The 2782-nt window shown below is 43.1% G+C and carries 2 protein-coding genes; one reads left to right on the plus strand and one right to left on the minus strand.

Going from position 1 to position 2782, the window contains the following annotated elements; translation table 11 throughout:
- Positions 1-370 (plus strand): T9SS type A sorting domain-containing protein (locus K1X82_15360; protein ID MBX7183489.1); only part of this gene is annotated, 370 nt, incomplete at its 5' end.
- Positions 371-858: 488 nt separating this feature from the next.
- Here K1X82_15360 and K1X82_15365 read toward each other — a convergent pair.
- Positions 859-2782 (minus strand): M1 family metallopeptidase (locus K1X82_15365; protein ID MBX7183490.1); only part of this gene is annotated, 1924 nt, incomplete at its 5' end.

A 2782-nucleotide genomic window follows, 5' to 3' on the forward strand; every position in this document is an offset into this window, starting at 1 on the left:
GGAATGGGCTACCTTGGGAGAAACCTTTGAAGCCTTTCAAAACTGGCAAGTTCAAACCGGAATGGATTACAGCCAATGGAGCTGCGGACAATACGCTACTTCTTTGGAAGAAAACAACCAGGAAGAAGAAGGATTAACCGTTTATCCAAATCCTTTTTCAAGTCTGTTGCAAGTGAAATGGGAAGGAAAGCAACCTGTAAACACCATTGAACTTTACAACAGCTTAGGCCAACGTGTTTACAATATGGAATGCGAAGGAAAAAATCAAGCAAGTATTTCGTCGAATCAACTTCCCAGCGGATTATACCTTATATACTTGCGATCAGGACAGACCATAGTGAATTGGAAAAAAGTATTATTGGAAAAATAATTCCAATTGCCAATCGGCAGCAGTTCAACCGTGTTTCGCCATCATTTGCCTAATACCGATAGCAAATTTGTATTAGTACAATTAGGCTATGCACTAATTTACCAAAACAGCTTTAGAATCGGCATTAACCAATGTTATTAACAGCTTTTGCATTAGCCTTTACCAAGGTAAATTTCAAAATAGCTTTTAGCTTAGTTCTCCCGTAACACTGGCAAAACAAGCAACCTTTCCGACCAATATGGCATTGCGAATTGGTTGGAAAAGAATAGTTGCCTGGGGTTTGCACCCTCGGGCAACGATAGAGGCAAGTAGCCCACAGGGCACCTACGGCGATAGCCTAGGGGGCCGAGGACTACAGCCGATAGCGTGACCCGAGCCCGTTATGCAAGGATTTGGATTAGCAGATAAATTGGTGGGCGAAGGGGGCCCGCCAAACAATACATTGAATAATACTAAACTAAAAAAAGAGGCTGTAAAACCATTGGAAACTAGCCACCAATAAGGCGTTTCACCTTAGGATCGGTTTCTTTGGAACGGATTTCGCTCATGGCATCATCTATTTTTTTCAGTTGTTGTTTTAACTCCTCCATTACGGCTGCATCGCCCGGATTGCCGAGGCCTTTGGATGCGAGGGAATTAATTTCATCTATACGAGCTTGGGTTTTGAGACCGATTTCGCTAATTGCCTGAATACCAGCCAAGCGAATAAACCAAGCGGATTCTTTGATAGCGATGTTTTGCAACAAGGGCATTATTTCTTTTACAAGTGCTGTTTCCTGATTTCCGGCATATCGACCTATGAGAGCGATTAAGGCATATTTAGCATTGTTTTCGGTAATGGTTTTATAGGCGTTTTGGAAAAAAGCCAAGTCGGATTTACCACCTTTATCGGATAGAATTAAGGCAATATCCAACATTAAGCTACCCCGGGCTGAAGGAGCGAGTTTTCTGGCCATTTCTAAACCTTCGTTGTTGCTAAGTTCATTAATAGCCGACAAGGCGCCACCTATCACCAGGTAAGATTGGTCATTAGAGGCCACTTCTTTAAAGAAATCGAGTGATTCCTGACCTTTGAAATAATCGGCCATTTTTTTCACAGCGGCGTTTCTTACCGAAGATTTAGAATCGGTTTTGGCTATGTCCATTAATACTTTTTTGTATTCGTCGGAGTTAACAAAAAGCGAAGGTTTGGTATTTCTAAGTGCAACTAAGCGAACGGAATAGTGTTTATCTTTTAGTGCCAGGAGGATAGTGGATTTAGCGTCGGCCTCTTCCAGGTGGCTGCTCAGTTGGTTGATGGCCTCGAGACGGTCCAAGAGTAAGGGACAACGTTTGTATTGAGTAACGTAATCGGAGCTGGATTTTTTCTCTGATTTAACTGCCAACAATTGCTTTTCTGCATCTACATTGACCAATACCGGTTTTTCTTTTACATCCATTGAAATGGTTTCTTTGGTATCGGTAAACCATATTCGTTTGCGTTCTTTTCCGGTTGGGTAATAAATATCTACATCGAGTGGTAGTGTGTACAGGGCGTTTTCCTGAATGTTTTGTTTTTGAATGAGGGTAACTTGGACCTTTTTAGCCAGGCTATCGTATTCGGTTTGGATTTCTACTACCGGATGACCTTTGGCCAGGAACCACTGATTAAAAAACCAATTTAAGTCTTCGCCGCATACTTTTTCCATAGCCAGGCGAAGGTTATGAATTTCTACGCTTTGGAATTTGTTTTCGGAGAGGTACACTTTCAGGCCTTCGAAAAATGCTTCATCGCCCAGGTATTTTCGCAACATGTGTAGCACCCGACCGCCTTTGGCATAGGAATGCATATCGAACATGTCTTCCTTATCGTCGTAGTAGAAGCGAATCAGATTTTCTTTTTTCTGAGCGCTTTCGGCCAGGTACTTTTTCAGGTCGAGTTGACCATGGTAGTCGGCTTCTTCGCGTCCGGCGTCGTGTTCCAGCCACAGGTATTCACCATAGGTAGCGAAACTTTCATTGAGAGGCAGGTTACTCCAGCTTTCGCAGGTTACGAGGTCGCCAAACCATTGGTGAAAAAGTTCGTGTGCTACAGTGGTTTCATTGTCCCCATCGAGCATTTCCCGTTCGGTTTGGTTAAAGAAATCGCCATGAATTACGGCGGTAGTATTTTCCATTGCACCGCTAACGTAGTCGCGCACAATGACTTGACTAAACTTCTCCCAGGGATAATCAACACCCAGGCGTTTGGAATAGAATTCGAGCATAGCCGGAGTTTTTCCAAAAATACGTTTGGTATAAGGTTTATATTCCGGTTCCATGTAGTAATTCACTTCCAGGTCTCTCCATTTATCCTTCACAATATTCCATTTACCTACGGCCATCATAGAAAGGTAAGGGGCGGCGGGCAGAGTTTGTTTCCAGCAATCGGTG

This window comes from Bacteroidia bacterium, from assembly GCA_019695265.1.
GTDB lineage: Bacteria > Bacteroidota > Bacteroidia > JAIBAJ01 > JAIBAJ01 > JAIBAJ01.